Raw genomic sequence first — 22,501 nt, 5'->3', positions numbered from 1 at the left:
TAAGCTCTGCACCATCCTTCCAACGCCGGCCGTGCCATGTTCAAGAGCCTGTTCTTCGTCCTGCGCATCGCGCTCGCCTGGTCGGCGCTGTTCCTGGTGGGCAGCCTGTTCTGGAGTGCCACGCCGGGCTACCACGACCAACACCTCATCCCGCTGGTCTACTTCATCACTCTCGCCTTCGTGATCACCGGCGCGTTCTCGCACCTGGGCCGGGTGCGGCTGATCGCCGGGGAAGTCGACTCCAGCGCACTGGCCAACCGGCAGCGTCGGCGGATCGAGATCCCGTTCGAAGCCGGCGAGGCGTTCGACCTGATCGACGCGGCGATCCGCGAGCTGCCGCGCATCGAGGAGGTGGAGAGCGCCCGCGACAGCCTGCAGGTGCGCGCCAAGATCCGTCGCCCGCAGCCCTACGGCCGCCACTGGGTGCAGCGGCTCAATCCGGCCGACTGGCTGGGCAGCCTGCGCAACCAGATCACCGCCACGGTCACCCCGGTCAACGGCACCGGCAGCGTCACGCTGCTGTGCGAGCCGGAGGCGGCCGCGTGGAGCGACTGGTTCCGTGTCGACGATGGCACCAACCTGGAGAACGCCGAGGCGGTCACCCGCGCCATCGCGCGCCGTGTCGCCGAGCACCGTCGCAACGAGCAGCGGGCCGCCGCGCAGGCCGCCACCGAGAAGGAGCTCACCGTCGCCCGCCTCAACCTGCTGCATGCGCAGGTGGAACCGCACTTCCTCTACAACACGCTGGCCAGCGCGCAGCTGCTCACCCGCACCGATCCGGCGCAGGCCGACCGCATGCTCGGCCACCTCATCCAGTACCTGCGCCACTCGCTGCCCAGCTCCGACGAATCGCTGTCCACCCTCGGCGACGAGCTGGAACGCACCCGCGCCTACCTGGAGATCATCCGCATCCGCATGGGCGCGCGGCTGGCGATGGAGGTGGACGTGCCCGATGCGCTGCGCGCCATCGCGCTGCCGCCGATGATGCTGCAGACCCTGGTGGAGAACGCGATCAAGCACGGCCTGGAACCCAAGCCCGGCGGCGGTACCGTGTGGATCTTCGCCCGCCGCGACGAGGACCGCGTGATGGTCACCGTGGCCGACAACGGCCAGGGCTTCGGCGTCGCCACCGGCGGCACCGGCATCGGCCTGAAGAACGTGCGCGAGCGCCTGCGCCTGCTCTACGGCGAGCGCGCCTCGCTGGCCGTGGTCGCCAACGTGCCCGAAGGCGTCGCCGCCACCATCACCGTGCCGGCCGTGGCTGCCGCGCCGGCCGACGCGTCGAAGGTGACGCCATGACCCGCGCCGTCGTTGCCGAAGACGAAGGCTTGCTGCGCAGCGAGCTGGTGCGACTGCTCCGGCAGGCGTGGCCGCAGCTGCAGATCGTCGCCGAATGCGAGGACGGCGCCAGCGCGCTGGAGGCGATCGCCGAACAGCAGCCCGAAGTGGCCTTCCTCGACATCCGCATGCCGGGCCTCACCGGCATGGACGTCGCCGCCGCCGCCGCGGGCAGCAGCCCGGGCACGCAGATCGTGTTCACCACCGCCTACCACCAGTACGCCATCGATGCGTTCGAGCGCGGCGCCATCGACTATCTGCTCAAGCCGGTCACGCCCGAACGCCTCGCCGCCACCGTGCAGCGCATCCAGTCGCGGCTGGCCAGCGGCCGCCTGCCGACCGACCTCGGCCAGCTGCTGCGCGATCTCGCGCAGGGCGCGGCCACCACACCAAAGGCTCCTCCATTGACCTGGATTACTGCCAGCACCGGCCGCGAGACGAGACTGATCATGGTCGACGACGTCGCCTATTTCCGCGCCGACAACAAATACACGGTGGCGATGACCGCCGAGGGCGAAGCGCTGCTGCGCACGCCGCTGCGCGAGCTGCTGGAAGTACTCGACGCCCACGCGTTCCGGCAGATCCACCGCTCCACCATCGTCAACCTCAAGGCCGTCGCCTCGATCGTGCGCGACGACACCGGCCGCGGCCTGCTGCGGCTGAAGAACCGCCCGGAGACGCTCACCGTCAGCCAGCCCTTCATGGTGCTGTTCCGGACCATGTGAGCGGCCTTTCGCGAGGACATCGCCATGTACACGATCTACCGCCTCGTCGCCCTGTTCGCCTTTGTCGCCAGCATGCTCGGCTGCGACCACCCGCACCGCAGCTTCACCCAGCGCACCACCGCCAACGGCGTGGACCTGCTCGACAGCCAGGTGGAGATTCTCGCCAGCCGCGCCCGCTTCGACTGCCGCACCGCCCTTGGCGGCAGCTGCCACTACACCGTGTTCGCCAGGGACTGCGATGGCCAGGGCGAATGCCGCCAACCGCCTCTGCGGCAACTGACGGTCGCCACCGGCACCGAGCAGGACGTCACCGACCTGCCGACCACCGTGCAGGTATGCGTGCGTGCCGACACCGCCGCAGTGGATGCGCGCTGCCAGCCGCTGCCGCCGGCGTCCTGATCGTCGCTGCTTCGCTCGCCCGGGCACCTATACTTCGCGCACCTCCCCGCGAGCCGCCCCATGCCTCAGCGCATCGCCATCGCACTGGGCGCCCTGCTGGCGCTGGCGACAACCCAGGCCCGCGCCGACGACACCGGCTGGGCCAATACCACCCTCACCTATGACGGCGCCGCCATCGGCAATATCGACGGCGGCGTGGCGCGCTCGTCCACCTACGTCGGCAACCTGCACCTGCGCAGCAGGCTCGACCTGGAGCGCGCGCTCGGCTGGACCGGCACCCACGCCTACGTCGATGCGCTGTGGATCCACGGCGGCCAGCCCGGCGCCTTCGTCGGCGACGCGATGGGCGTCAGCAACCTCAGCGCACCGCCGAACCTGCAGCTCGAGGAGGCCTGGATCGAGCACAACCTCGCCAACGCGAACGTCTCGGTGCTGGCCGGGCTGTACGACGTCAACAGCGAGTTCGACCGCACGCAATCCGGTGGGCTGTTTCTCAACAGCGCGTTCGGCATCGGCCCGGAGTTCGCGCAGACCGGCGTCGACGGGCCGTCGATCTTTCCGCGCACGGCGCTGGGCGCGCGCGTCGCGTACAAGCCGGCCGAGGGTGTGGTGCTGCGTGCGGCCGTGCTCGACGGCGTGCCGTTGATCCGCGATGGCAACCGGCTGCGCGCCTTCCGGGCCCACGATGGCCTTCTCTACGTGGCCGAACTTGCCCTGCTCGACCGCCCCGGCGCGCGCCCGCCCGGCGATGCGCGCCTGCGCATCGGCCGCAACGCCATGCTGCCGATGTACGCCGGCAAGCTCGCCATCGGCGCATGGCACTACACCACCACGTTCGACCGGCTCGCACCCGCCTCCGGCGCGGCGCGCCAGCACGGTGCCTCCGGCTACTACGCGGTGGCCGATCGCACCGTGGCACGCGACGCGCGCGACAGCCGCCACAGCCTCTCGCTGTTCGCGCAGTTCGGCGCGGGCGATCCGGCGGTGGCACGCTTCGGCCGCTATGTCGGTGCCGGTGCCGTACTGGCCGGCCCGTTCGAGCAGCGCCGCCAGGACGAGCTGGGCCTGGCCATCGCGGTGGCGCGCAACGGGCGCCCCTACCGGCAACAACAGGCGCCGCGGCCGATCACCGCCACCGAGCGCTCGATCGAGCTGAGCTACCTGGCCCAGGCGACCGAGTGGCTCGCCGTGCAGCCGGACCTGCAGTACGTGATCCACCCGGACACCGACCCCACCGTGCGCAACGCCCTGGTGTTCAGCTTGCGCTTCGAACTGTCCACCGACCTGTAACCCGCCCTTCCCTGTAGGAGCCCGCTCGCGGGCGATGCTCTGGCTCCGATGCCACATCAAACCGAAAAGCATCGCCCGCGAGCGGGCTCCTACAGAAGATGAACGATGGGGTGATGGCGCTCCGGATGGCAGAGCCGCCGCGCTTGCAGGATGAGTCCAGCCCCCGCGGCGGCCAGCTTGTCCCTGCTCCGACACGCGGTATAACATGCGTTATAACCATCATGCGGAGCCCGCCATGAAGCTCAAGATCACCAGCATCGGCAATTCCGCCGGCGTCATCTTGCCCAAGGAATTGCTGGCCCGGTTGCGGTTGGAAAAAGGCGACGAGCTGTATGCCATCGAGACCCCCGACGGCGTACGGCTGACTGCGTTCGATCCCACGCTGGCGCAGCAGATGGAGGTGGCCGAGAAAATCATGCGCGAAGACCGCCTCGTGTTGCACAAACTGGCGCAGTAGAGCGGAGGCGCAATCATGATTGTCTGGATCGGAAAGACGCTTGCCCTCGCCATCCATGATCGCCAGCTCGCCGAACACGGCGGCATTCCCGGCGTACGCGACGAGGGGCTACTCGACTCCGCACTTGGGCGGCCCGAACACCGGTACAGCTACGGCGATCCGCCACCGGATCTGGCCGACCTCGCGGCGAGCCTCGCATTCGGCCTCGCCCGCAATCATCCGTTCATGGACGGCAACAAGCGCACCGCCCACGTCTGCTATCGCGTGTTCCTCGCTCTCAACGATGCGGAATTGAAGGCGAGCGACGAGGAGAAATACGTCCAAATGGTCGCCCTCGCCGAAGGCAGCCTCACCGAGCAGGAGTTCGCCGACTGGTTGCGACCGCGCCTCATCCTGGCTGGCGATCCACAGGTGAACGAAGCGGCGCCCCGTTACGCGCGACGTTGAGCATCGCGTTGAGAGAATCGCTGCAGCGGGCTCGGGGTGTTGACGTCGAAGTGGCGCGCCACGCCACTGTCGCGGCAGAAGTCTTCCGCCCGGATTCGCCACACCAACGGCACTCAGGCAGCTCCCGCGAGGGGTACTGCAATCCCCTGTAGGAGCCCGCTCGCGGGCGATGCTTTTGGCTTTGATGCCGCATCAGAACGGGAGCATCCCCCGCGAGCGGGCTCCTACAGGGGTGCCATGCGCACTGCAGATGTGAAACGACGGCGGACTTCCGTGGCCGTCGTTCCCGCGAATGCAGCAAGGGCTTTTCAACCGGGCAAGCCGGTCACCCCTCTTGATGGTGCGCGATAGGGCGCACGCCCGGAGGACCAAAAAAGTAGCCCCGCATCGCGGGGCTTCTTTCATCACTCAGGTTGTAAACCAATCAGTCGGCGTTCTTCGCCAGCCAGGCATCCACGTCCGAGAGGCGATCGTTGCGGATCATCATGCGGTACTGGATGTTGGCGATCACCGTGTTGGCCACGCGGCGCGAGCCCTCGGCGATGTGCGCATCGGCGTACGCCTTGATCTTGTCGATCATCTCCGGCTTGAACGAGCTCGCGCCAAGCGCCGGGTAGTAGCGGCTGGACGAGGTGGAGTCGACCAGCTTGTCCACCTGCTCGCGATGCGCCACGGCGAAGTCGAACGCCATGTCCGGGTGGTCGTAGGACACGATGCGGATCATGCCTGCGCTGTTGGTGGCACCCGGCTCCGGGGTGAGCGCCAGGTCGAGTGCCTGCTTGGCCAGCGCATCATCCTTGGCCACCGACAGCATGGCGTAGAGCTGGTCCTTGATCAGCGGCGTGGTCTCGGCCTTGGCCTCGTCGTGCAGCTGGTTCCAGGTGGCGGCGTCGGCGTTGCGGGCGACGATGGCGGTGATGGTCTTGCGCAGCGGCACCGGCACCGCCTTGGGGTCGGTCTTCTGCGCGGCGAAGCGGCGGCGCGCTTCGCCGATCACGTCCTTGTCGCCCAGGCTGGCCAGGGTACCGATCATCTGCGTGCGCAGCAGCGCGGTCGGCACGCTTTCGCCGGCCTTGGCCTCCCAGCCGATGCGCGCGAACACCGGGCGCAGTCGCTCCAGCGCGAACGCGCGGAAGCGGGTCTGGCGCGCCTCGTCGCCCTTGTAGTAGCTGTCGATGGCGTTGAAGTAGCCGGCCACCTCGCCCCACACCTGCGGATCGGCGTCGGCCGGCATGGCCTTGGCCAGTTCCAGCACGTTGGCCACCGGCTCCTGGCCGGCCATCGCCAGCGCCCAGGTGTCGCCCATCAGGCCGAGCTGGTCGATCGGCGCCAGCTTGGCGAAGTCACTCTTGAGCGCAGCGAACTGCGCCGACGAGTACAGCGTGCGGTAGTAGCCGGTCTGGCCGGCGTTGACCAGCACCGGGCCGCAGCCCGGCACGGTCACCGAGCCCTTGCCGTCCACCACGGTGGTCACCGGCTTGCCGTCGAGGGTCTTGGCGATCACCGGCACGTGCCAGCGCAGCGCTTTCTTGTTCGGGCGATCCTTGGTGAACTCGCCCTGGCTCAGCAGCACCTCGGTCTTGCCGGCGTTGCAGGCGGTGGTCTGCACGCGGATCAGCGGGATGCCCGGCTGCAGGGTGAAGTCGTGCGCGATCTGGGTGATCGGCTTGCCGGCCGCCGCCTGCACCGACTTCCACAGGTCATCGGAGACCGTGTTGCCGTAGGCGTGCGCCTTGATGTAGTTGCGCACGCCGGTACGCCAGGTCTCCGGGCCCACGTAGGCCTCGAGCATGGTGATCACCGCCTGGCCCTTGGAGTAGGTGATCGAGTCGAACGCCTGGCTGGCCTGCTCCACCGTCTCCACGTGCTGCACCACCGGGTGGGTGGTGGCGACCGCGTCGAGCGACATCGCACCCTCGCGCGTGCCGACCAGGTCGAGGTTGGTGTGCCACTCCGGATGCAGCTTCTCGGTGGTGCGCTCGGCCATCCACGAGGCGAAGCCCTCGTTGAGCCACAGGTCGTCCCACCAGCTCATGGTCACCAGGTCGCCGAACCACTGGTGCGCCATCTCGTGCGCGGCGGTGTTGAACACGCGCTGCTTGTCGCCCTGGGTGGAGATCGTCGGGTTGAGCAGCAGCGAGTACTCGAAGGTGAAGATCGCGCCCCAGTTCTCCATCGCCGAGAAGAACTGGCTCTGGCCCGGCGCGGCGATGTTGTCCAGCTTGGGCAGCGGGTACTTCACACCGAAGTAGTCGTTGTACTCGTGCAGCACGGCTGCGGACGACTCCAGCGCAAAGTCGGCCTGGTCGACCATGCCTTTCTGCGCGATCACGCCGATCTCGGTGCCCTCGGCCATCTTGGTGGCGCGCTCGAACTCGCCCACGCTGAAGAACAAGAGGTAGGTGGACATCTTCGGCGACTGCCCGAAGTGCACCTCGGTCATGCCGTTGCCCAGGTCCTTCTTCGAGACGATGGGCATGTTGCTCACCGCCATGTCCGCGCTCGGCACGGTGGCGGTGAGGTCGAAGGTGGCCTTGTAGTTCGGCTCGTCCCACGAGGGGATGAAGCGGCGCGCGTCGGAGTTCTCGAACTGCGTGTACAGCGCGCGCTTCTTGCCGGCCTTGGTGTCGTAGTCCAGCGCGAAGATGCCATTGGCCTGGGTGCCGATCTTGCCGGTGTAGGTCATCGCCAGGCGGTACTCGCCGGCGGGAATCGGGTGATCGAAGGTGAACGTGGCCGTCTGCGCCTTGTCATCCACCGACACCTTCGGCTTGCCCACCATGATCTTCAGCTTGGTCGGCGTCAGCGTGGCCTCGGAGAACGTGAGGTCCGCCGCGTTGAGCGTGATGCTGTTGGTGGGCTTGAGCACGTTCAGCGTGATCGTGACCTTGCCGTCGAAGCTGAGCTTGTCGGCGTGCGGCACCACGGCCACGTCGTAGTGCAACGGCACCACGCCACGCGGCAGCTGGGTGGTGGCCTCGCGCATCGGCGGCGCCTTGACGGTGGCCGCGAGCGGGGCCATCGACACGCCGGCCAGGGCCAACGCAATGGCGGAAACAAGATAACGACGCATGACTTCTCCCTTGCAAATCGAACACGCCCCACGCACCGCCCAACGGCGGCATCGCGAAGCCGGAAAGTACCCCTCGAAACACCTCGATAGTGACGTGCGCGGCGCGCTGGCGGACACCGCCGGAAGTCATGGGGCGGCGTCCGCCACCGCCGCTCGCGCACGGTGTCGTCATGCCACCGCAGCGTCAGTGGCGCACCCATGAAAAAAGGCCCCGCCATGCGGAGCCTTGTCAGAGATCCATGCCGCCCACGCGGGCAGGCCCGCGCGGGCGGCTCATCACACCGTGACGCAGTCGATGCCCGTGCACACGCCGCGTGCGATCCGTCGCCACGCAACCTGCTGGCGGGCGCCGGCCGCCCTAATGCCGACGATGCAGCGGCGCGCCGGGCGGCGGATCGAGGCCGGGGCCTTGATCCATCGTCTTGCCCACGCCGCTCTCGCGCTGCTTGCGCTCGGCAACTTGCTGCTCGCGGTCGAGCCCGCGACCACCGCTCTGATACCCCGGCCCGGCAGGCGGCTCGGGCAGCTGGGTCTCTTCGGAGGTCTGCGCCTGCGCGGCCTGCTTGCCCGCGGCCTCGTCGACGCGGTGATGCGGCTGCCGCTGGCCGGTGCCGCTCTGGCCGCCCACGCCGCCCTCCGGCTGCGTGGCCATGCGGATGGCATCGTCGGCGTTGTGCGATGCGCGGGCGGCGCGTTTGCCTTTGCCCGACTTCGCCGACGTCGGTGCCACCGGAGTCGCGTGAGCGGTGACCGGTGGGGATGCTTTCTTGCTGCTGCCTTTGGGTATGTCGGTGTGGGCCATGGAGGTGCTCCTGTGGTGGGGGGGACGGAGGTCGCATGCTCTGCTCCGCCAGGTTGCCGCCACGTGGAAAAGTTGTTGCGCCTCGACGGGACACGACCGCCTGGGTGCGTGATCGCAGCCGCCCGACATGCTGCATCGCCGCGAGACTGAATCGCCGATATCCGTCGCTGCACGCACGTCAACGCTCCTGCCGCAACCACCGTTACTGTCCGCCGGCATCGATGCAGAAACGCCGCAAGCGCTTGTCGCGCATGAAGTTACGACCGTTGGTTCATTCCACACCACCGCACTGAAAGGACCCAGCCATGACGCTCAACCGCACCCTTCGCCACAGCCTCATCGCCCTGTTCGCCACCGGCGCCCTCGCCGCCGCCACCGGCGCCGCGGCGCAGGCAACCCCCGTGCCCCACCACCCGCGCGTCAACGAGGTGAACAAGCGCGTCGACAACCAGCAGCAGCGCATCGACAAGGGCGTCGCCAACGGCACCATCACGCCGAAGCAGGCCGCCCGCGACGAAAAGCACGACGCCAACATCGCCCAGCGCGCCAGCGCCGACGAAGCCCGCCACAATGGCCACCTCACCAAGAAGGAAACCGCGCACCTCAACCGCGCCGAGAACCGCAACAGCCGGCATATCCGCAAGCAGCGCAGGCATTGAGCTAGCCACCTGAAACGAACGAGGCCCCGCGATGCGGGGCCTCGTTCGTTACCACGTCATGCCGGGTGAAGCACGGCCCACGTGCGCCAAGCCACGTCCACGATCGGTCAGCCAGTCAGGCAAGCTGTCAATCCGTGCATCGCAGCCCACATCGGGTGCGAACGCTGACTCTGCAACCTCAGCGAGCCCGTCGCAGCGCCGGGATCACGAACGTCGGCACCAGGTCCTGCAGCTTGTACCAGGTGGCGAAGTCGCCGTAGTTGCCGGCCTGGATCCCCACCACCAACTCCAGCTCCGGCACCACGATCACGAACTGACCGCCATTGCCCTCGGCCGCGTACTCGCGATACGCATGCCCGGCCACCGTCATCGTGTGCAGGTGCCAGCCGTAGCCGTACGCATGGTCCGGCGTGAACGCGCTGTGGTGCTTGGTGGAGGCCTCGACCCACGCAGCGTCGACGATGCGTTGACCGTGCCAGCGCCCGCCATCGAGATAGAGCTGGCCGAGCTTGAGCATGTCGCGTGGGCGCATGTAGATGCCACCGGCGAGATACGCATCGCCGCTGGGCATCAGGTTGATGTGGTAATCGCGCATCTGCAGCGGATCGCCCACGGTGCGGCGGAAGAAATCCGGCAGCCACGCGCCGGTGGCCTTGGCGACCACCGCGCCCAGCAGGTTGATCCCGGCCGAGCAGTACACCGCCTTGTCGCCGCCTGGCTCGCGCAGCATCGGCAAGGCCAGCGTGTAGCGATACCAGTCGGCCTGCGCCTGCTGGCTCTGCATGGCGTCCTCGTTGCCGGGCGATTTGTCGTCGCCGTCGTCGCAAGCCAGGCCCGAGGTCATCGTCATCAGGTTTGCCACCGTGATGCGGGCCTTGCGCGGGTCGCTGCCGAACGCGTCGCGGTAGGCCGGCAGCACGTCGCGCAGCGGCGTGGAGGGCGTGAACGCCTTGCTCTGCGCCATCGCCAGGCCCACCAGCAGCGGCGCGAAGGTTTTCCCGGACGAGCGGCTGTCGTGCGGTTGATCGGCATCGAAGCCGTGGAAGTAGCGCTCCACCACCAGCTTGCCGCGATGGGCGATTAGCAGCGACTGTACCTGCGGCGTGCCCGCATCGTCGCTCTGCAGCACACGCGCCAGCAGCGCATCCAGCTGTTTCGTATCGAAGCCGGACGGTGCGGGGGCATCCGTACCCCAGCCGTCGCCCAGCGTGAGCGGCGCGCGCCAGGCTGGCGTGCCGGCCTGCGGCGTGCTGGCGTAGAAGCCGATGGCATTCGCGCGATCGCGTTTGGTGAAGGCGAACACGCCGATGCCCTGCCAGTTCACCTGCAGCTGTCCGGTCTCCTCGTCGTAGCTCGCATGCAGCTGCCAGCGCGGCCGGCCGGGATCGCCGAAGGTCACCGAGTCTCCATCCAGTGCCACCGTCATCCAGCGCTCGCGCGTGAGGTTGGCCTCGGGGTTGCGCAAAAAGGCGCGCAGGGCACCGTTGGCGCCTCTTTCGATCTTCAGGTATTGCGACAGACGCTCGGCCTGCGGCTGCACCGTGCCCATCCACACGCCCGGCTGCGATCGAGTGAGCGTGAGCGGCGTGGCATACGCGCTCCGCAAGGCAGACGGCGGCTGCACCCAGAAGCCGTCGACGCGCGCACGGTCGGCGGACCAATGGCCACGAAACGTGCCCAGGCCGACCGCCAGCGCCACCCGGACGTCATCGCCCGACTGGGACACCGGCGCCGTGATGCCGCCGATGTGCGCTTCGCCGGCCGCACCGCGCAGATCCAGCACCAGCCGCCCGGCCACCGGCTGGGTCATCTGGGTTTCGTTGCCCCACAGCCCGACCAGATCCTCGGGACTGACTGCCGCGCGCGCCGGCACCGCCAGCATCACCAAAAGCCCCGCCATCGTCCCAGCCCAACCGTTGCCCAAGCGCATGCCATCCCCTTTCCGTTGTGGTGCGGCCCAAAGCCGGGCCTTGCGCAGGCATGCTAGCCCTGCACCTCCGTGCATTCTTGTATCCGGCAAACCTGCCGCGTCAGGCGTCGGCCACCGCGTGGCGGTAGGCGCGCGGCGTGCGCCCGAAGGCCGCTTGAAAACTACGTGCGAAATGCGCCTGGTCGAAATAGCCGCAGCGGGCGGCCACGTCGACCAGCGCCTCACGCGAGGTGGTCAGCAGCGCCGCCGCCTTGGCCAGCCGGCAGCGACGCAGATAGTCGCCCGGCGTGCAGCCGAAATGGCGACGGAAGCTGCGCGTCAGGTGCACCGCATGCACCCCGGCGACCGCGGCCAGCTCACCCAGCGAAAGCTCGCTGCCGCAGTCGTCGTGCAGGCATTCGCGCACGCGCCACAGCCACGGCGGCAGATGCTCGCGCCGGTCGCGCAGCGGCTCCGAAGCCGCATCTAAAAGTTCAGCGCACAGCGATTCGGTGAGCAGACCTTCCGAGTCACTTTTTGTCGTCGCCAACCCGGCCAGCCGTCGCCACGCCAGCCCCTCATGCGCCGCGAACGCGCGAGGCCGATCCGGCAAGGCCACCGCCTGCGCGTAATCGCGCAACGTATCCATGCCCAGCGTCACCGTCATGAACTCTCCGCCTGCACTGTCACCCCGAAACCGGTCGCGATGCAGCGTGCCCGGCGGGTTGTAGACCACAAGCGGCTCGCGCGCCAACGCCGGCGCCCCCTCCGCGCTGGAGAGATATTCGCCCCGCAGCAACACCACGAAATGCGCCTCTGCATGCGTGTGCTCATGCACCTCATGCTCCGGCACCGTCGGCACCATCCGCGCCAGCGCGAACCCGCCCGCGGACCAGCGGGTTTCGGTGCGACCGAGGAAGTGGCCTTGGGGGAAGATCGATAACGGACGTACGGACCGCATGGTTTCCCCAGATTATTTCATCGGCCAAGGCCTGAGCAGAGAAATTTTCTGCAGCAGTCAGCTTTCTTCGTCGAAGTAGTCGCTATCGACCTTTGGCACTCTAACAACCCTAGAAGTGACACCCACTTCGTTGTCCATCATCAGGTAAACGAGACGCGCCCCGTCGACAATGACGATACCTTCGACCGACTTGGCGAAGTCGACCGCTTGGGGCGTAAAGGCCGATGTGGTGATGAAGACTCCCCTCTTGGCTTTCTGCCCCGCCAAGGCGCCATAAAAGGCCTGCAACTCGGGCCGTCCCACGCTGCTTTGCCAGCGTTTCGCCTGCACGTAGACCTTCTCCAAGCCGAGTTTGTCGAGCGAAATCACCCCGTCGATACCGCCGTCGCCGGATCCACCAACTCGCTGAAGATCTTCACGACTAGTGCCGTAGCCGAGCCGGTGAAGGACATCCAGCACAATTACTTCGAACCGACCTGGAGATGTCTGCTTGAGCCGGTCGAGGAGATCAGAAGCAACCGAATCTCGTAGCTCGCTCAACGCTTGCTCAAGGCGATCATCTGGACTCGCCGTCGCGGCGGCCGGCGACACGCTTTCCTTACCAGGCAAGGTCACCTCGTCCGGTGCTTTCAATTTCACGTCCATAAAGCCAACGGCCAAATGCTCCACCTCTGCCTCCGAAAGCGGAGCCGGATGGGATGCTGCGTAGCTGGCACCTTCTGTAGTCAGGACCCAGAAGCCGCGCTTTGCGCTGCTGGAGAGTCCAGCTCGCTTTAACCTGTCATGCGCCCAATTGGCCCTGTTCCGAAACATCGCTTGGCCACTTGCAATGAACTCGAGGCGCTGGGACTCGGTTAGCCCAAGTTGATCAGCAGCAGCATCTTGAGCTTCCTTTGTCGCCACTCCACCGGGATGCGAGGCTAGAAAACGCAAAATCGGTTCAATGAACTGGTCAAAGGTCGGAACGGACATGAATGACGCTTCCTTACGATGAAAGAACTCGGGCCGCCGAACTAGGCCGCCTTCTGATTGATGTCGGCCAGTACATCAAGGATAGCGTCCGCGTCACTGTCTCCAAATGTCCCGTCTAGACCCTCGTGATGAAAACGAGTGAAGGGTGGCTCGTACAAGTGGCCCGGCTCCATCACGCCGCGTTGGGTCAGGCGGTCGATGATCATGTCGACGAAGCGGATCTGCTGGCTGGTGTAGCGCTTTTCGTCGAGGAACTGGCCGAAAGCTTCCTTGGCCGCGTTGCGATCCAGGCCTACCAGTGAGCGGATGAAGACGGTCAGCGGTTGCGCTTTGCCGAACACCTGCTCAAAGCGTGCGCGGCTTTCCACCGGCTCGGACTCGTAGACGAAACGCTCCAGCTCGCCCAGGTCGGTGGGCGTCAGCGGCTTGTTGTGTTTGAGCTTGGCGATGGCGACGTGGTTCTCGTTGGCACGGATGTACGCCTCCACCTTCTTCTTGTACTGGGCCAGGTTGATGCCGGTGCTGAAGTCCTTCAGCACGACGGGCGTCGCCTCGCCGATCTCGTCGGTCAACACGCTGTAGACCGGCTTGATCGACTTGCGCTCGATGAACTGGATCAGCCCGCGCAGGTGGCGGCGCACCTGCTCGATCATCGGCAGGGTGATGTCCTTCCAGAACTCCTCGGACTGCACGTCCTGGATCAGGGCCAGCTCGGAGCGCACCGCCGGAATGGTGTCCTTGGTCTCCAGCTCGTTGGCCAGGTCGATGATCTTGTCGCGGTAGCCGACGAAGTCAGCGGTAGAGCGCACCAGCGCCAGCTGCAGGTTGAGGCAGATCAGGTCGAATAGTTTGGCGGTGATGTGCTCGGGCTCGCGCTCGCTGGGCAGGCCCGCCACATGACCGCGCAGGTCGCCCAACGCCGAATCGTCCAGCGCTTTCCATTGCTCGCGTTCGCGGAAGCGCGAGACGTGCTCGCGCTCGGTGCGCACGATGAAATTGTCCAGGTTCATCGCCGCTACTTCGCCGTGCAGCTCGTCGGTCAGCCCTTCGCGAAGGAACAGCAGCTTGTCGTAGCCACCCACGCCATCGGAGAGCGGATGGGCCTCGTCACCCTTCCCGTCCGGCAGCAGCGACAGCAGATCCAGCCGCGCCTTGAACAGCCGCTTGCCCAGCGGCTCGGCCAGCCCGCCCAACGCGCCTTTCGGGTTCTCGTTGAAGTATTCGAAGTTGGCGCAGAAGTCGAAAATGTAGAAGTCGGTCTTGTCCACGCCCGGCGCGAACAGGTCCGGGCACAGGCGCGTGCCGCGGCCGATCATCTGCAGGAACTTCACCTTCGAGCGCACCGCCTTGAAGAACACCAGGTTCAGCACCTGCGGCACGTCGACGCCGGTGTCCAGCATGTCCACCGATATGGCGATCTGCGGCAGCTTGTTGAGCTTGCTGCCGAAGTCGTCGATCAGGCTCTGCGCATAGCTCACCGCATGGGTGATCACGCGGGCGAATTCGCCGTTGGTGTGCGGATAGTGATGGTTGAAGCGTTTGGCGATGAACTCGGCGTGCTTCTGGTTCACCGCGAAGATGATCGTCTTGCCCAGCTTGTCGCCGCCCTCCACCTTCAGGCCGTGCTCCATCAGGTGGCGGAGCATCTTGTCGACGGTGTCCTCGTTGAACAGCTTCTTATTGATGTCGGAGGCGGCCACCTCGCTAGGCGCCTCCTCGCTCTCGCCGGCGCGGTCGCCCCAGTCCAGCGACTCCCAGTGCTCCTTTTCCTCGTCGCTCAGCTCGTCGTACCTGATGCCTTCGCGCACGAACTTCATCGGCACCGAATGTGCCTTCGGGGGTACCAGGAAGCCGTCCGCCACCGCCTCGTCCAGCGAGTAGGCGTCGGTGGGCACGCCGGTTTCCAGGCCGAACAGGTGGTAGGTGTCGCGGTCCACCTCGTCGCGCGGGGTGGCGGTGAGGCCCACCAGGTAGCTGTCGAAGTAACGGAAGATCGCGCCGTACTTCTGGTACACGCTGCGGTGCGCCTCGTCGACGATCACCAGGTCGAAATACCCGACGCCGTAGCGGCGGGTATCGCCGTCCATCTGGTCGATCAGGCCCATCATGGTCGGGTAGGTGCTGAGGTACACCCGGCCCTGCCCGTGCTTCTCGGTCACCAGGTTCACCGGGCTGGAGTCCGGCAGGTGCTCCTTGAACGCGCCGGCCGCCTGGTTCACCAGCGCCACGCGGTCGGCCAGGAACAGCACGCGCTTGACCCAGTTGGCGCGCATCAGCAGCTCCACCAGCGCGATGGCGGTGCGGGTCTTGCCGGTGCCGGTGGCCATGGTCAGCAGGCCGGCGCGGCGGCCGCTGGCCAGCGACTCCACCATCGCACGGATGGCGCGGTGCTGGTATGGGCGCTCGACAATGGCAGTGTTGATCGCCAGCGCGCGCGGGTCGTCCTGCATGCCCCGGCGCTGGATCGCCAGCTCCAGCTCCTCGCGGATGTAGAAGCCCTGTACTTCGCGTGGCGGGGCGCGGCGATCGTCCCACAACCAGGTGCTGTTGCCGTTGGTGTAGAAGACCAGCGGTCGCCGGCCCTTCTCGGCCTCCAGGCAGTCGGCATAGAGCCTGGCCTGCTGCTGGCCCACGTCTGGATCTTTCAGGCTGCGCTTGGCCTCGACCACGGCCAGCGGCAGCCCATCCTTGCCCCACAGCACGTAGTCGACGAAGCCCTCGCCCTGGTTGTTGGGCATGCCGGTCACCGGCACTTCCACCGAGGCGTTGCCGCCCACCGTCCAGCCGGCCTCGCGCAGCAGCACGTCGATGAAGAAGCGGCGCGTGTCCGCCTCGTCGTAGTCGTGCGTGTCGGGCACGGCGATGTTGGCGGCCTTGGCCTGGGCCAGCTCGGCACGGGCTGCCGCCAGATCCGCGTTGACTTGTGCCAGCAGCGCCTCGCGCTCCGCCAGCGTGGCGGCCTGCTCGGCAATCGCCGCCTCGCGCTGCTCCAGCGCGGCGTGCTGGGCGGCGATCTGCTGCTGGAAGGTCGCCTCCTGCTTCTTCAGCTCTTCGCGGGTCAATGCGATGGCTTCGTCGGCGCGCACCAGCCGCGGCACGCGCTTTTCGTCGAAGCTCGCCTCCAGCGACTTGGGGTCGCTGGCGCGGGTGTAGCTGCGTGCCAGCCAGAACAGCACGTGGAACAGCTCGCGCACCAGACGCAGCGCATCCAGCTGCCCGATCGGCTGGCCGGCATGCACCGCCTGGTTGCCCAGCTTCTGGATCAGCCGGGTCTTCTGGTGGATATGCGGTGGCAGCAGTCGCTCAAAGTCCCGATCCGTGAGCAGCACGTTGAGGCCGCTGTCGTACGGCATGCGCAGGTCGCGGTCGTGCTCGTACAGCCAGTGCACCGCCTGCTCCAGCGCATGACGGGTACGCATGCAGCAGGCGCGCGGGTCGGAATAGACCAGTTGCTCCGCGCCCTTGGCCGGCTCGTAGAGCGGTTTGAACTCAGGGAGGAGGAACTGGAAATTGGTCATGGGTTAGAGCGTCCCTGCAAAAGCCTGCTGTTGCAGCGAAGAAAAGAGAGCATCCAGTTTGACGGATTGGCTCCGATGTTGGTCCCTCTGCGCTTTGATGCTTCGAATTTTTGATTCGTACTCTTTCTGCACCCGAGCAGGAGGCAGCGCGATAGCGATGGCTTTGAATTCTTGAGCGTTTATGTTGGCCATCCCTACGATGCTCTTGCACATCCCTTGCAGCATTGTCTTTCCGTAGAGAGAGTTCATGAAACCGGAGATGTAATACGGAGACTGCCCACTCTTCGCGCGCCCACGAACCAGATACCCCGCGTAAGCCATAGGTGTCGGCCCATCGTACACAGCGGTCTTTCCGACCAACTCCTTACTGTTGGTACGGTTGAAAAGAATATCGCCTGGTCGGACCAAATACTTTTCATCCGCGCTCGAGGCGCTTATGTACTTGAGGTCTCTCAAGTCCATCTCGCCCGAGTACGTTATGTTGTTCATCCTGAGAATTGGCACCTCGCCCTCTAAGACAGCCTTTTCGGACGAGCCATATTTCACAGAATCCAAAAGATCACCAATCACCCCGACAGGCCAGCCCATCGGATTGGTTGCGGGATCGCCGAACATGTCCAGAAACACGGAATGCAGCAGCTGATCGAGCTTGGCGATGGCTTCGCGGCGATTGGCGCGTAGTGCGTCGACCTTGTCCAGAATCGCCGCGATGCGGCGTTGCTCCGCTAGAGGTGGCAGTGGAACTTCTATCTCTCGCAATGCTTTGACCGAAAGGTGCTTTACCGTCACGAACGGAGTTCTATCCTCAATCTCTTTCAAGGCTGCAGGAAGAAAGTGAAGAAGATAAGACTGATCAAGACGACTATTGACAGCCTTCACTCTGCATACTCGCTGATTAAGTAAGGCTGCCCCTCCGCGCCAGCATGCAAGGTTGAACTGACCATCCATGCCTATCAAGGCATCGCCATCCGCAACGAGGTGCTCGGCGCTGTATTCGCCCGAGTAGTACGTGTCCGACACTCCATCAACCACGTCGCGAATCCGAACCAGCGGAAGGCCCTTCTCCTCCGTGTTGAATTGCTCCGATTTGAAAGCAAAGCCGCTCGTAACTTCAGCCAGATCACCAAGGCGTGCTGCTGGATGGGTCACTTGAGCATCCCTTCCAACTCATTCATTCCTCGCATGATCTCCGCCTCCAGCGCCTTAAGCTCGGCCAGGATCACCTGCGGCGAGGCGTGCTGCACTTCCTCGTACACCACCTGCTTATAGCGATTGATTGACAGGTCGTAGTCGTTGGCGGCGATCTCGGCCGTGGGTACCAGGAAGCTCTGCTCGGTGCGGGCGCGCTTGGCTTCCTTGTCCCGATGCTGCCAGCGGGTGAGGATGTCCGGCAGGTTGTTGGTTTCGTGCTTGGTCGGGTCCAGCGGGTTGCGCTTGTCGTCCAGTGAGTAGCCGTCGGCCTGCATGTCGTAGAACCACACCTGGTCGGTACCGCCGGAGTTGGTCTTGGTAAATAGAAGAATCGCGGTGGACACACCGGCGTAGGGGCGGAACACGCCCGAGGGCATGGAGACGATGCCGTCCAGCTTGTGCTCCTCCACCAGCAGGCGGCGCAGCGTCTTGTGCGCTTTGGAGGAGCCGAACAGCACGCCGTCCGGCACGATCACCGCCGCGCGGCCGCCGGCTTTCAGCAGACGCAGGAACAGCGCCACGAACAGCAGCTCGGTCTTCTTGGTCTTGACGATGGCCTGCAAATCCTTGGCCGTGCTCTCGTAGTCGAGGCTGCCGGCGAACGGCGGGTTGGCCAGGATCAGGGTGAACTGGTCTTCGACACCGGCATGGTTCTCGCTCAGGGAATCGCGGTTTTCGATGGCCGGGTCTTCCACGCCATGCAGCAGCATGTTCATGGAGCCGACGCGCAGCATGGTGCTGTCGAAGTCGAAGCCGTGGAAGGTGTCGTGGTTGAAGCGCTTCAGCGCCTTCTTGTCGGCGTAGATTTGGTCGCGGTGATGCTGGTCGAGGTACTCGGCCGCTGCCACCAGGAAGCCCGCCGTGCCGCAGGCCGGATCGCAGATCACGTCGCTGGGCTTGGGCGCCATCATCTCCACCATCAGCTTGATGATGTGGCGCGGCGTGCGGAACTGGCCATTCTGTCCGGCGCTGGCGATCTTGCCGAGCATGTACTCGTAGAGGTCGCCCTTGGTGTCGCGATCCTCCATGGGGATGGCGTCGAGCATGTCCACCACCTTCACCAGCAGCGGCTGCGGAATGGTGAAGCGTGCATCCTTCATGTGGGTGGCATAGGTGGAGTCACCCTCATGCCCGCCCAGCTTCTTGATGAAGGGGAACACCTCCTCCGAGACGATGTGATACAGCAGGCCCGGGTCGCCCAGATCCTTGAAGTGCGACCAGCGCAGCTTCTGCTGCTTGCGGTTGAAGATGGGGTTCTCGATCGGCTGCTTGAGGCGATTGGCCTTTTTCTCGCGCACCGTGTGCAGCTCGTCCAACCGCTTGATGAAAAGCAGGTAGGTCATCTGCTCGATGACCTCCATGGGGTTGGAGATGCCGCCGCTCCAGAACGCGTTCCAGATCTGGTCAACCTGGGATTTGATGGTGCCTGTGATCATGCTTTTCCGTGCTGTTGGCGGCGTCATCGCCGCCTTGGTGAATTGAGGTGCCGAGGGCGCAAGCGCGTAGTGTCCGGCGCGCGAGGGCACGGCTCAATAGCGGTTATCAGCCATGACGTTCCGGCGGCGCGGCGCCGGTGAGAATCCGGTACAGCGGAAGGTTGATGTAGTAGTTGGAGCGCCCGACCTTCTGCTTGTGCACGAAGCCGCCCTCCGCCAGTTCGTCGAGGTATCGCGTGGCGGTGAGCCGGGAGACCTTGAGGTCACGCCGGATGAAATCGATCTTGGTATACGGGTGGTTGAACAGGTTGTTGATCAGGTCCTGGCTGTAGAAGCGGTAGCGCTCGCGGATGCGATGCTTCATGTCCAGCAGCAGTGCCTTGATCGCCTGGATCGTGGCGATGCCGTCGCTGGCGGTCTGCTCCACTGCCGTGAGCATGTACAGCACCCAGTCTTCCCATGCGTCGTCGTCGCGCACAGCCTGCAGCAGTCGGTAGTACTCGGCCTTGGTCTGGACGATGTGACGGCTGAGGTAGAGCACGGGGATGTCGAGCAGCCCCTCTTTCACCAGATAGAGCACGTTGACGATGCGGCCGGTGCGGCCGTTGCCGTCATAGAAGGGGTGGATGCTCTCGAATTGATGATGGATCAGAGCCATCTTGATCAGCGGATCGGCGGCAAAGAGGCCGTCATCGTTAATGAAGCGCTGCAGATCGCCCATGAGGTCCGGTATCTGCTCCGGCGACGGCGGCGTGTAGACCACCTGCCCTGCACCGTCCTTGAGGGACGTACCGGGCACTTTGCGAAAGCCGGCGCGGTTGTGCTCCAACTGCTGCTGGATGGTGAGAATGTGGTTGCTGGTAAGCAGGCCCGAATCGCGAACTGCCTCGAACCCCACCCGCAACGCCTGGCGGTAGCGCGCTACCTCCTTGGTGGCTGGACTATTGACGCCCTCGGGAAAGGCCTCCTCACGGAACAGCTCGTCATGGGTGGTGACGATGTTCTCGATGGCGGAGCTGTCCTTTGCTTCCTGCAGGCCAAGCGTATTGATGAGGATGCCTTGGTGCGGGATGGATGCAGCCACCCCCTTCAGCTCGGCCAGCTTTCGGCTGGCGGCGTTGAGCGGCTTGAGAATGGCGGGCGTTTCGAAGCGCTCGGGCTGCAGCTGCTCAAGGGGAGCGATGGGAGGCATGGCGTTCATCCGTGGCAATGCGCAAGGAAACCGGACATATCTATACACATGGAAAGCAACATGTATAGAAATTTCGATTTTCTATGCATATTGGCAACCATGAGGACGAATTCAGCGCCCAACAATCCGGGCTTCCCGCCCGCTTGTTGCCGCTTTGGCGGCAATCGTCTTCCAATCGGCAAAGCCACAAAGACACCGGAACGGGCCGCTCACCTCAGCGCCACGTTGACGAACTCCATACTGGCCAATGCGCACGGTAGTCGGCGACTTATCCCCCAAGGAGACGCGACCATGATCTACAAGAAGCAGACATCCAAACCGATCGCGCAGGCGTTCGAGGCCATGCAGGCGGCGGTGAAGGCGCACGGGTTTGGCGTGCTGCACACCTACGACTTCAAGCAGACGCTGGCGGACAAGGGGTTTGCGCTGGCCAACGGCTGCATCGTGATGGAGGTGTGCAATCCGAAGCAGGCGTCGGAGGTGCTGGCGATGGACATGACGCTGAACATGGCGCTGCCTTGCCGGGTGTCGGTGTACGAGGAGAACGGCGCGACGTGGATCGGTATGGTGCCGCCGACCGACCAGCTTTCTCTGATCTCCAGCGATGCACGCATTGCCGAGGCGGCGCGCGGGGTGGAGGCGACGATGAAGGCGATCATCGACGAGGCGGTTTGAGTCGTTATCGGTGTTTGGCTTGGTAGAGTTTCCCGCGAGCACCCGGCCCTCTCCCCGGCCCTCTCCCCGGCGGGGAGAGGGAGAAACGCGGAGAAGGAATAAAAAAAAGCCCCGCGGTGCGGGGCTTTTTCGTGTCACGACTTACCCACCACTCAGGCGAACGGGTCGTCCAGGATGATGGTGTCATCGCGGTCGGCGCCGGTGGCGACGAGGGCGATGCGGCAGCCGGAGAGTTCTTCCAGCGAGCGCAGGTAGGCGCGGGCGGCGGGCGGCAGCTTGTCCCACTCGCGGATGCCGGCGGTGGACTCTTCCCAGCCGGGGAACTCCAGGTACACCGGCTTGCACTCGTCCCAACCGTCGGCGTCGAGCGGGGCCAGCTCGCGGCGCTTGCCGCGGTATTCGTAAGCGATGCACACCTTGATGCTGGGCAGGCCGTCGAGCACGTCGAGCTTGGTGATGGCCAGGCCGTTGATGCCGTTGATCTGCACGGCGCGCTTGAGCGCGACGAGGTCGATCCAGCCGCAGCGGCGCGGGCGGCCGGTGCTGGCGCCGAACTCGTTGCCGACCTTGCGCAGGCGCTCGCCCATCTCGTCGTTGAGCTCGGTGGGGAACGGGCCGCCGCCGACGCGCGTGGCGTAGGCCTTGCAGATGCCCAGCACGTAGTCGATGTCGCCTGCGCCCACGCCGGTGCCGGCGAGCGCGCCGCCCACGGTGGTGTTGCTGGAGGTGACGTACGGGTAGGTGCCGTGGTCGATATCCAGCAGCGCGCCCTGCGCGCCTTCGAACAGGATGTTGCCGCCGGCCTTGCGCACGTCGTGCAGGATGGTGGCGACGTCGTCGACCATCGGGCGGATGAACTCGCTGTAGGTCAGCGCTTCGTCCAGCACGGTCTGGTAGTCCACCGGCTCGGCCTTGAGCCACTGGGTGAGGATGAAGTTGTGGTAGTCCACGGCGGCCTTGATCTTGGCCGGCAGCTCGTGCGGGTACATCAGGTCGGCCACGCGGATGGAGCGGCGGGCGACCTTGTCTTCGTAGGCCGGGCCGATGCCGCGGCCGGTGGTGCCGATGGCGCTCTTGCCGGCGGCGATCTCGCGCGCCTTATCCACGGCGATGTGGTACGGCATGATCAGCGGCGTGGCGGGGCTGATCTTCAGGCGCGGGCGCACGTTGACGCCGTTGGCCTCCAGCTCCTCAATCTCGTGCTTGAGCGCGGCGGGCGAGAGCACCACGCCGTTGCCGATCAGGCACAGCGCGTCGTCGCGCAGGATGCCCGAGGGGATCAGGTGCAACACGGTCTTCTTGCCCTTGATCACCAGCGTGTGGCCGGCGTTGTGGCCGCCCTGGAAGCGCGCGACGGCGCCCACGCGTTCGGTCAGCAGGTCGACGATCTTGCCTTTGCCTTCGTCGCCCCACTGGGCTCCAAGAATGACTACTGACTTGCCCATGATGGTTTCGCT

18 protein-coding genes are annotated in these 22,501 nt (G+C 65.5%); 8 read left to right on the top strand and 10 right to left on the bottom strand.

Translation table 11 applies throughout. From position 1 onward, the window contains the following. Positions 1-36 precede the first annotated feature (36 nt). The 6 genes from ISP17_RS14480 to ISP17_RS14455 all read left to right on the top strand — a co-directional run bounded on the left by ISP17_RS14480 (position 37) and on the right by ISP17_RS14455 (position 4,656). The gene (locus ISP17_RS14480) at positions 37-1,299 is read left to right on the top strand and encodes a sensor histidine kinase (RefSeq protein ID WP_404634400.1); all 1,263 of its coding nucleotides are present in this window, start codon (positions 37-39) and stop codon (positions 1,297-1,299) included. Further along, on the top strand, positions 1,296-2,063 hold the full coding sequence (locus ISP17_RS14475; protein WP_404634398.1) for a LytR/AlgR family response regulator transcription factor: 768 nt from the start codon (positions 1,296-1,298) through the stop codon (positions 2,061-2,063). Before ISP17_RS14480 ends, ISP17_RS14475 begins: the two co-directional genes overlap by 4 nt. A 24-nt stretch (positions 2,064-2,087) precedes the next feature. After that, the gene (locus tag ISP17_RS14470) at positions 2,088-2,462 is read left to right on the top strand and encodes a hypothetical protein (protein ID WP_404634396.1); all 375 of its coding nucleotides are present in this window, start codon (positions 2,088-2,090) and stop codon (positions 2,460-2,462) included. Between the two features lie 60 nt (positions 2,463-2,522). Beyond that, positions 2,523-3,752: a carbohydrate porin gene (locus ISP17_RS14465; protein ID WP_404634394.1), complete on the top strand. Its 1,230-nt coding sequence runs from the start codon at positions 2,523-2,525 to the stop codon at positions 3,750-3,752. A 235-nt stretch (positions 3,753-3,987) separates the two neighbouring features. Beyond that, the gene (locus tag ISP17_RS14460; RefSeq protein ID WP_404634392.1) at positions 3,988-4,209 is read left to right on the top strand and encodes an AbrB/MazE/SpoVT family DNA-binding domain-containing protein; all 222 of its coding nucleotides are present in this window, start codon (positions 3,988-3,990) and stop codon (positions 4,207-4,209) included. Positions 4,210-4,224: 15 nt separating this feature from the next. Further along, positions 4,225-4,656, top strand: coding sequence for a type II toxin-antitoxin system death-on-curing family toxin (locus ISP17_RS14455; RefSeq protein ID WP_404634390.1), 432 nt, complete (start codon positions 4,225-4,227; stop codon positions 4,654-4,656). Positions 4,657-5,080: 424 nt separating this feature from the next. On the opposite strand, the gene ISP17_RS14450 is transcribed toward ISP17_RS14455, so the two are convergent. Together ISP17_RS14450 and ISP17_RS14445 are read right to left on the bottom strand one after the other, a co-directional pair. Then, complete coding sequence (locus ISP17_RS14450) at positions 5,081-7,729, bottom strand: M1 family metallopeptidase (protein ID WP_404634388.1); 2,649 nt, start codon at positions 7,727-7,729, stop codon at positions 5,081-5,083. Positions 7,730-8,087: 358 nt separating this feature from the next. Further along, positions 8,088-8,531, bottom strand: a complete 444-nt coding sequence (locus tag ISP17_RS14445) for a hypothetical protein (RefSeq protein WP_404634386.1) — start codon at positions 8,529-8,531, stop codon at positions 8,088-8,090. 305 nt (positions 8,532-8,836) lie between these two features. On the opposite strand from ISP17_RS14445, the gene ISP17_RS14440 reads away from it, so the two are divergent. Continuing rightward, positions 8,837-9,190, top strand: coding sequence for a hypothetical protein (locus tag ISP17_RS14440; RefSeq protein ID WP_404634384.1), 354 nt, complete (start codon positions 8,837-8,839; stop codon positions 9,188-9,190). A 178-nt stretch (positions 9,191-9,368) separates the two neighbouring features. On the opposite strand, the gene ISP17_RS14435 is transcribed toward ISP17_RS14440, so the two are convergent. The 7 genes from ISP17_RS14435 to ISP17_RS14405 form a co-directional block, all read right to left on the bottom strand. Beyond that, positions 9,369-11,090 (bottom strand): serine hydrolase domain-containing protein, encoded by a 1,722-nt coding sequence (locus ISP17_RS14435; RefSeq protein ID WP_404634382.1) that lies wholly within the window; start codon positions 11,088-11,090, stop codon positions 9,369-9,371. A 130-nt stretch (positions 11,091-11,220) separates the two neighbouring features. Further along, complete coding sequence (locus ISP17_RS14430) at positions 11,221-12,060, bottom strand: helix-turn-helix transcriptional regulator (RefSeq protein ID WP_404634380.1); 840 nt, start codon at positions 12,058-12,060, stop codon at positions 11,221-11,223. Between the two features lie 57 nt (positions 12,061-12,117). Continuing rightward, positions 12,118-13,032: a restriction endonuclease gene (locus tag ISP17_RS14425; RefSeq protein WP_404634378.1), complete on the bottom strand. Its 915-nt coding sequence runs from the start codon at positions 13,030-13,032 to the stop codon at positions 12,118-12,120. Positions 13,033-13,073: 41 nt separating this feature from the next. After that, the gene (locus ISP17_RS14420; RefSeq protein WP_404634377.1) at positions 13,074-16,550 is read right to left on the bottom strand and encodes a DEAD/DEAH box helicase family protein; all 3,477 of its coding nucleotides are present in this window, start codon (positions 16,548-16,550) and stop codon (positions 13,074-13,076) included. A 3-nt stretch (positions 16,551-16,553) separates the two neighbouring features. Further along, positions 16,554-17,699 (bottom strand): restriction endonuclease subunit S, encoded by a 1,146-nt coding sequence (locus ISP17_RS14415; protein ID WP_404634376.1) that lies wholly within the window; start codon positions 17,697-17,699, stop codon positions 16,554-16,556. Further along, positions 17,696-19,177, bottom strand: coding sequence for a type I restriction-modification system subunit M (locus ISP17_RS14410; protein WP_404634374.1), 1,482 nt, complete (start codon positions 19,175-19,177; stop codon positions 17,696-17,698). The genes ISP17_RS14415 and ISP17_RS14410 overlap by 4 nt, the downstream gene beginning before the upstream one ends. Positions 19,178-19,283: 106 nt before the next feature. Next, positions 19,284-20,369, bottom strand: a complete 1,086-nt coding sequence (locus ISP17_RS14405; protein ID WP_404634372.1) for a Fic family protein — start codon at positions 20,367-20,369, stop codon at positions 19,284-19,286. 291 nt (positions 20,370-20,660) lie between these two features. Between ISP17_RS14405 and ISP17_RS14400 the strand changes: the two genes are divergently transcribed. Continuing rightward, positions 20,661-21,044: a DUF302 domain-containing protein gene (locus ISP17_RS14400; RefSeq protein WP_404634370.1), complete on the top strand. Its 384-nt coding sequence runs from the start codon at positions 20,661-20,663 to the stop codon at positions 21,042-21,044. A 152-nt stretch (positions 21,045-21,196) separates the two neighbouring features. Here ISP17_RS14400 and ISP17_RS14395 read toward each other — a convergent pair whose 3' ends face one another. Next, positions 21,197-22,489: an adenylosuccinate synthase gene (locus tag ISP17_RS14395; protein ID WP_404634368.1), complete on the bottom strand. Its 1,293-nt coding sequence runs from the start codon at positions 22,487-22,489 to the stop codon at positions 21,197-21,199. Between the last annotated feature and the right edge of the window lie 12 nt (positions 22,490-22,501).

Origin of the sequence: Dyella ginsengisoli (assembly GCF_044904665.1) — a bacterium.
Lineage (GTDB): Bacteria > Pseudomonadota > Gammaproteobacteria > Xanthomonadales > Rhodanobacteraceae > Dyella_A > Dyella_A ginsengisoli.
Note: the sequence above shows the minus strand (reverse complement) of the source record. Positions and strands in the feature narration are given on the sequence as shown.